Annotated in this window: 6 protein-coding genes; 3 read left to right on the top strand and 3 right to left on the bottom strand. The window is 72.0% G+C overall.

Features of this window, described 5'->3' with window-relative positions:
• Window positions 1–125: 125 nt before the first annotated feature.
• On the bottom strand, window positions 126–884 hold the full coding sequence (locus FV242_RS31530) for a TerC family protein (RefSeq protein WP_147910973.1): 759 nt from the start codon (window positions 882–884) through the stop codon (window positions 126–128).
• On the bottom strand, window positions 881–1,834 hold the full coding sequence (locus tag FV242_RS31525; RefSeq protein ID WP_147910974.1) for a lipid kinase: 954 nt from the start codon (window positions 1,832–1,834) through the stop codon (window positions 881–883). The genes FV242_RS31530 and FV242_RS31525 overlap by 4 nt, the downstream gene beginning before the upstream one ends.
• 290 nt (window positions 1,835–2,124) lie before the next feature.
• Between FV242_RS31525 and FV242_RS31520 the strand changes: the two genes are divergently transcribed.
• The 3 genes from FV242_RS31520 to FV242_RS31510 are packed head-to-tail and all read left to right on the top strand — an operon-like array spanning window position 2,125 to window position 5,363.
• On the top strand, window positions 2,125–2,991 hold the full coding sequence (locus FV242_RS31520; protein WP_147941680.1) for a hypothetical protein: 867 nt from the start codon (window positions 2,125–2,127) through the stop codon (window positions 2,989–2,991).
• A 42-nt stretch (window positions 2,992–3,033) separates the two neighbouring features.
• Window positions 3,034–4,308: a thermonuclease family protein gene (locus FV242_RS31515; RefSeq protein ID WP_147941679.1), complete on the top strand. Its 1,275-nt coding sequence runs from the start codon at window positions 3,034–3,036 to the stop codon at window positions 4,306–4,308.
• Window positions 4,309–4,322: 14 nt separating this feature from the next.
• Window positions 4,323–5,363, top strand: a complete 1,041-nt coding sequence (locus FV242_RS31510; RefSeq protein WP_147941678.1) for an aldose epimerase family protein — start codon at window positions 4,323–4,325, stop codon at window positions 5,361–5,363.
• A 433-nt stretch (window positions 5,364–5,796) separates the two neighbouring features.
• On the opposite strand, the gene FV242_RS31505 is transcribed toward FV242_RS31510, so the two are convergent.
• Window positions 5,797–7,438: DNA translocase FtsK (locus tag FV242_RS31505; RefSeq protein WP_281407129.1), on the bottom strand; the 1,642-nt coding region annotated here is incomplete at its 5' end.

The following is a 7,438-nucleotide window of genomic DNA, read 5'->3' as shown; positions in this document are numbered from 1 at the left end:
CATCGGGACCATCTCCGCGCCGGCGGGGCTGGCGGTCAGCAGGGCGCACAGGAGGGCCGCGATCCGCATGGGTGTCTCCAGCGCCGTGTCGCCGCTTGCGCCGGAGGCCGGCGGGACGGGACCGCTCAGCGCGGGCTCCGCTCCGTGCCGGCGGCGGCCGCCCGCTTGCGTCCGCGGGCCAGCATGTTGAGGCCTTCGACGCCGGCCGAGAACGCCATGGCGGTGTAGATATAACCCTTCGGCACGTGCGCCCCAAAGCCTTCCGCGATCAGCGTCATGCCGATCATGATCAGGAAGCCCAAAGCCAGCATCACCACGGTGGGGTTGCGGGCGATGAAGGCCGAGAGCGGCTCGGCCGCGACCAGCATGACGATCACCGCGACGACCACGGCCACCATCATCACCGGCACGTGCTCGGTCATGCCCACCGCGGTGATGATCGAGTCGATCGAGAACACGAGGTCGAGGAGCAGGATCTGGCCGATCGCCGCGCCGAACCCGATCGTGCCGCCGGATTTCCCGGTGTCGGCCGGGTCGTCGGGGTCGACGCTGTGATGGATTTCCTTGGTGGCCTTCCAGAGCAGGAACAGGCCGCCGCCGATCAGGATCAGGTCACGCCAGGAGAAGTCCTGTCCGAGCACCGAGAAGACCGGCTCGGTCAGGTGCACGATGAACGCGACCGTGCCCAGCAGACCGAGCCGCAGGATCAAGGCCAGGCCGATGCCGATCCGCCGCGCCCGCGTCTGCTGGTCGGCCGGCAGCTTGTTGGTCAGGATCGAGATGAAGATCAGGTTGTCGACGCCGAGCACCACCTCCATCACGATGAGGGTCGCCAGGGCGACCCAGATCGCGGGCTGGCTCGCAAGCTGGATCAGGTCGGTCACGGGTCGTGCGTCTCGCTGGTCGGGAAGAGGCGGCTGCCGAGGGCGGCCAGATCGAACGGACCGGCACTGTCCGCCGGATCGGGAGCGTACACCCGGAGGATCTTCGGGAAGACCTTGAAGTGGGCGGGCGTGTGCGTGGTCAGCTCGCCGTCGGTGTTCACCGGCCGGGGCTTGCGCGTCGCGATCTTGATCTCCCGGGTCTGGAAGGCGCGCACGTCGGCCGCGCGTCCATGGGTGCCCCGGCGCAGGGCCGGCAGCAGCGCGATCAGCCGCCACCAATGGGCGACTTCCAGGCTGTAGAAATCGAGCTTGCCGTCATCGACCGTGGCGGCCTCCTCCACGGTCATACCGCCACCGTAATGGCGCCCGTTGCCGACCGAGACCTGGATGGTCGTCACCCGCTCGACCGTGCCGTCGTGCTCGATCGTCACCGTAAACGGCCGCACCCGGCGCAGCACCCGGATGGCCGCCACCGCGTAGCCGAGCACGCCCCAGGTCTTCTTCGATTCGGCCGTGAGTTCGCCCGCGAGCTCGGCCGAGAAGCCGATGCTGGCGACGTTGAAGTAGTAGTGGCCGTTGACCCAGCCGAGATCGACCGGCCGCGTCGCGGCATTCGGGATGAACCGCGCCGCGGCGATCGGATCCAGCGGCAGGTCCAGGGAGCGGGCGAGGTCGTTGGCGGTGCCCAGCGGCAGGATAGCGAGGGGCAGCCCGCTCTCCACCAGGGCGGGTGCGGCCATGTTCATGGTGCCGTCGCCGCCGCCCAGGATCACGAGGTCGACATCCTTGGCGTGCGCCCGGATCACTTCTCGGCAATCGGCGTCCGGCGGCGGCTCCACCGGCTCGATGCCGCCCGCCCGCAGGATGCTCCGCACCTCGTCGAGGTCGAGGCCGCCGTTGCGCGCCTTCGCGTTGCAGATCAGCAGCGCCCGGCGTTGGTCGGCACTCATCACGGGCTCCGATGCATCTGCGAGGTCACCGCGGTCTCGAGTCGGGACACAGGAACCTCGATGCTCAGGGCGGCGAAAGGGGGGATGACAGCCCGAAACGCGCGACAGCCAAGATTGTCCCCGACTTGGTGGTGAAAAGATCGAGCGCAACCCCGTCATCCACGCAATCCCGGGCTGGTGTGGGCCCGGCACATCGTCAGAGTCACGGGTGCGCCCGGGGAAACCGTGGAACCGCTTCGGCATGCGGGCGCGTTCTCCCCACGTACGCTCCGGCCGCCAGGAAGGCACCGATGCCCGCCACCATTCCCACTCGCTCTGCCCTCGCCCTCGGCGTGATCCTGCCGCTGGCCCTCGTCGGCGGCGCCTCGGCCCAGCAGCAGGGGGCGGGGTCCCAGAGTTCCTGGGTCGATCCGCCGGCCCGCAGCGCGCCGTCCGCGGCAGCCAAGTCGAATCCGGCCGACCAGGCGAAGCGGGTCGTCCCGGAGACGGAGCCGGTCCGGCAGGCTGCCAAGCCGGAGCCCGCCGACGACGGCCTGCCCAAGAGCGCCACGACCAAGAGCGCCGCAACCGGGAGCGCCGCGACCCAGGACGCCGTGACCCGGGCCGCGGGCCCGAAGCGGGCGGCCGCCCTGGAGCGTCCGCACGCCCGCCAGGCCTCGCCGCGGCATGCTGCGCATCCGCGCCGGCTCGCCGACACGCCGGCGGCCGTGGCGCCGGCTTCGGCCGCCTCGGGGCAGCGGGCCGCCGTGGCCCGGGCCCTGGCGGCGAACTACCTCGCCACCGTCTCCAGCTCGGGCGACACGATGGTCGGCGCCGCACCGCATTTCTACGGGTCGCGGGTGCGCTTCTACGGGCACCCGGTCACCCTGGCGGGGCTGGTCGCCGAGAAGCGCAGCTTCGTGCAGCGCTGGCCCGAGCGGCGCTACGAGCCGCGGACCATCCGCACCGCCTGCGACGCCGAGACCTGCACGATCCGCACGATCGTGGATTTCCGCACTGCGAACCCGGATCGCGGCGCCGTCTCCACCGGGGCGGCCGAGCTGGTCCTGGAGGTGAGCTTCGCGGGCACGCGCCCGGTGATCGTCGGCGAGTCCGGACGGGTCCTGCACCGGAGCGTCCAGGCCGGCACCCTGGCCCCCTCGCCCGGCAAGGCGTAAAGCGGCTTCCGTGCGGCGCGCGGTGATGCCGGGATCGGGTTTATGACGTCTTCAACGGTGGTGGCGGAACAGGAATCGAGGCCGGCGCGTCCGGCGCTCGACGATCCGGAGCGCGCCGCCCTCCGCGAGGCGATCCAGGCGGCGATCGCCCGGGCGCGCCCGCGCCCGGTGGCGGTGCGGACCCTCGGGCTCATGGCCGAGGCCGCGATCGTGCGCGGAGACGCGGGCTACCGGGTGCTCGACCGGCACGGCGTCGTGCGCACGCGGCCCGGCACCGGCGAGCCGCTGACGCTCGCCGACTTCGTGGCGGAGCTCCAGGCGCGGCATCCGGCCCTGTTCCTGCCGCCGGAGGTGGCACCGGAGCCCGAGGCCGAGCCCGAAGATCCGAAGGATTCCCCGATCCTGACCGGCGCCTACGAGATGAAGGCCGCGACCGCGCGCTTCGTCGAGACCCAGTCCGAGCGGGCCCGGTCTCTCGCCGAGCGCTCCTCCGTCCAGGGACGGGCGCTGGCGCAGACCGCGGCCGGCCGCTTCGCCACCCTGCGGACGGGCCTGCAGGCCCGGCTCACCCGCCGTTCCGACGTCGCGGCGTCCGGCGCGGATCCGGTCTCGGCGTGGAACGACGGCCCGGGCCGGCTCGGCGAGTCGGTGCGTGACAGCCTGCCCCGTCTGCGCGAACGGCTCGGTCTCGCCGGCGGCGACGAGGGCAGCCGCCGGCATCGGCGCTGGCTCGCGGGCGCGAGCGCGGCCGCCCTGGTGGCGGTGGTCGCTGCGGGCCTCGTCCTGGCCGGCCGCGAGCCCGAAGCCACGCGCTCCACGACCACCTCGCCCCAGACCGGCGACGCGCCCGCGAGTGTCCAGACCGCCGCACCGCAAGCGGGATCGCAAGCCGGATCTCAAGCCACTGGGCCGTCGGCGGCGTCTCCCGCGGCCCCCGATACGGTCACGCCCCCGCCCGAGACCGGCGGCGATCCGGAGCCCGATACGCCGCCGCCCGCGGCCAACGCCATCACCGGACCGGCCCAGGTGATCGACACCGCGACCCTGAAGGTCGCCGGCAAGGTCGTGCGCCTGTTCGGCGTCGAGTGGGTGCGCGGCGGCCAGGCCGACGAGCTGACCCGCTACATCGGCGGCCGCCCGGTGACCTGCCAGCCGGCGCCGGGCAGCGACACGATGAACTGCCTGGTGAACGGGCGGGACCTCTCGGAGGTGGTGCTGTTCAACGGCGGCGGCCGCGCCTCCCCGGAGGCCAGCCCCGAACTGGTCGCCGCCGAGGACCACGCGCGCACCGAGCGGCTCGGCGTCTGGAAGCGCTGAGCGGGGATCGCAGCATGGCGGGCGAGATCTTCGGGCGCACCGCGGACGGTCAAATCGTCACCCGGCACCGACTGGCCCGGGGGAGCCTGCGCGTCCACGTCATCGATTTCGGCGCGGTGATCACGGCGATCGAGGTGCCCGACCGCGTGGGCCGCAGCGCCAACGTCGTCCTCGGGCTCGACACGCTCGCGGGCTACGAGACCGTGAGCCCGAGCTTCGGCGCGGTGGTCGGGCGCTACGCCAACCGCATCGCCGGCGGGCGCTTCAACCTCGACGGCCGCACCTATCGGCTGCCGGTGAACGAGGGACCCAACACCCTGCACGGCGGCGACCGGAATTTCGGCACACGCCTCTGGCAGGCGGAGGCGGCGGACGCCACCAGCCTCACCCTGGCCCGCCGCTCCCCGGACGGCGAGGAGGGGTTCCCCGGCAACCTCGACGTCCGCGTGCGCTACAGCCTGCCGGAGGACGGGCTGCTGCACATCGCCTACGAGGCCCTGACCGACCGGCCCACGGTCCTGAACCTCACCAACCACAGCTACTTCAACCTGGCCGGGGAGGGGACGGGCAGCGTGCTCGACCACGTCGTCCAGATCGAGGCCGACGCGTTCACGCCCACGGATGCGACGCAGGTCCCCACCGGCACGGTCCAGCCGGTCGCCGGCACCCCGTTCGATTTCCGGACACCGCACCGGTTGGGCGCGCGCATCCGCGAGGGCGACCCGCAACTCGCCTACGCCAAGGGCTACGACCACACCTTCGTGCTGCGCGGCCCCGCCGGGACCCTGCGCCCGGCCGCCGCCTGCATCGATCCGGGCAGCGGCCGGCGGCTCGACGTGGCGACCACGCAGCCGGCCCTGCAGCTCTACACCGGCAACAACCTGGACGGCACGCTGATCGGCCCCTCCGGCCGGATCTACCGCTCCGGGGACGGCGTCTGCTTCGAGACGCAGGGCTTTCCGGACGCCCCGAACCAGCCGGACTTCCCGTCCGCGACCCTGCGCCCGGGGGAGGTCTTTCGGGCGGCCACCACGTTCCGGTTCTCGGTGGCGTGAGGCGCCACGCCTTCGAGACACCGGTCTCCGCAGGCGATCGATGATCAGCCCCTTCCCCTGCCCAATGGTGGGTTCCCGTGACCGGGGCCCGCATCCGAACTGCGACCCGCCGAGAGCCGCCAGCCCAGCGCCGCTGTCAGAGACGCGGCCACGATGATCCAAAGGGCGACGGGCAGGGCGCCGTCGAAGCTGGCCAGTGCCGTAAGCAGCGCGCCGAAGATGGCGACACCCAAGGCCGCGCCCGTTTGCCGGGCCGATTGCAGGGTCGCGGCCGCGACGCCCGCATGATGCGCCGCCACGGTACCGAGGGCTCGCCCTCGGCGGCCGCCACCGCTTTCAGGGACGCGTCCCGGGCCCGGAGCCGGTCCCCACGGTGCAATCGGGACCGGCGCTCGAGCCTTGATTCGACGCGCTCGGCCGAACCGCGAGACCCTCAGCCCGCCGCCTCCTCCAACAGGATCTCGCGCTTGCCGGCGTGGTTGGCCGGACCGACGATGCCCTCGGTCTCCATCCGCTCCATCAGGGAGGCGGCGCGGTTGTAGCCGATCTGGAGCCGGCGCTGGATGTAGCTGGTCGAGGCCTTCTGGTCGCGCAGAACCACCTGCACGGCCTGGTCGTAGAGGTCGCCGCCGGTCTCGCCGAACGAGCCCTGGTCGAACACGGCGCCGTCGAGTTCCAGCTCGGCCGCGCCGGCCTTGCCCTTGGTCCCCTTCTCGGGGGCGCCGTCCTCGTCGTCGGCCGTGACGGCGTCGAGGTAGCTCGGGCGGCCCTGGCGCTTGAGGTGGGCGACCACGCTCTCGACCTCGCTGTCGGAGCAGAACGGCCCGTGCACCCGGGTCGTGCGCCCGCCGCCGGCCATGAACAGCATGTCGCCCTGGCCGAGCAGCTGCTCGGCGCCCATCTCGCCCAGGATCGTGCGGCTGTCGATCTTGCTGGTGACCTGGAAGGAGATCCGGGTCGGGAAGTTCGCCTTGATCGTGCCCGTGATCACGTCCACCGACGGGCGCTGCGTCGCCATGATCAGGTGGATGCCGGCCGCGCGCGCCATCTGGGCGAGCCGCTGGATCGCCCCCTCGATGTCCTTGCCCGCCACCATCATCAGGTCGGCCATCTCGTCGACCACGATCACGATGTAGGGGAGGGGGGCGAGGTCCATGGCCTCGTCCTCGTAGATCGCCTCGCCGGTCTGCCGGTCGAAGCCGGTCTGGACGGTCCGGGTCAACACCTCGCCGCGGGCGGCGGCCTCCGAGACGCGGGCGTTGTAGCCGTCGATGTTGCGGACCGCGATCTTGGACATCTTCTTGTAACGCTCCTCCATCTCGCGCACGGCCCATTTGAGGGCGATCACCGCCTTCTTGGGGTCGGTCACGACCGGGGAGAGCAGGTGCGGGATGCCGTCGTAGACCGACAGCTCCAGCATCTTGGGATCGACCATGATCAGCCGGCATTCCTCCGGCTTCAGCCGGTAGAGCAGCGACAGGATCATGGTGTTGATCGCCACCGACTTGCCCGAGCCGGTGGTGCCGGCCACCAGCAGGTGCGGCATCCGGGCGAGGTCGGCGATGATCGGCTCGCCGCCGATGTTCTTGCCGAGGCACAAAGCCAGCTTGTGCTTGCTCTCATAGAAATCCGGCACCGAGAGCAGCTCCCGGAGGTAGACCGTCTCGCGGGTCTCGTTCGGCAGTTCGATGCCGATGACGTTGCGGCCGGGGACCACCGCCACCCGGGCCGAGACCGCCGACATCGAGCGGGCGATGTCGTCCGACAGGCCGATGACGCGGCTGGACTTGGTGCCGGGTGCGGGCTCCAGCTCGTAGAGCGTGACGACCGGGCCGGGGCGCACCGCCAGGATGTCGCCGCGCACACCGAAATCCTGCACCGTCTGCTGGAGGTTGAGCGCGTTCTGCTCCAGCACGTCGGCGTCGACTTCCTCGGCGCCGCTCTCGTCCGGCAGGGCGAGCAGGCCGAGCGAGGGCAGCTCGTAATCGGCGTTCTCGACGCTGGCGATCTCCAGGTGACGGCCGGCCGGGATCAGGTGCGCCCGGGGCGCGACCAGCGGCAGGGCGGGGGCGGCG

Source organism: Methylobacterium sp. WL64, assembly GCF_008039945.1.
In the GTDB taxonomy this organism is placed as follows: Bacteria; Pseudomonadota; Alphaproteobacteria; order Rhizobiales; family Beijerinckiaceae; genus Methylobacterium.
This window is presented reverse-complemented; position numbering and strand designations above follow the sequence as displayed.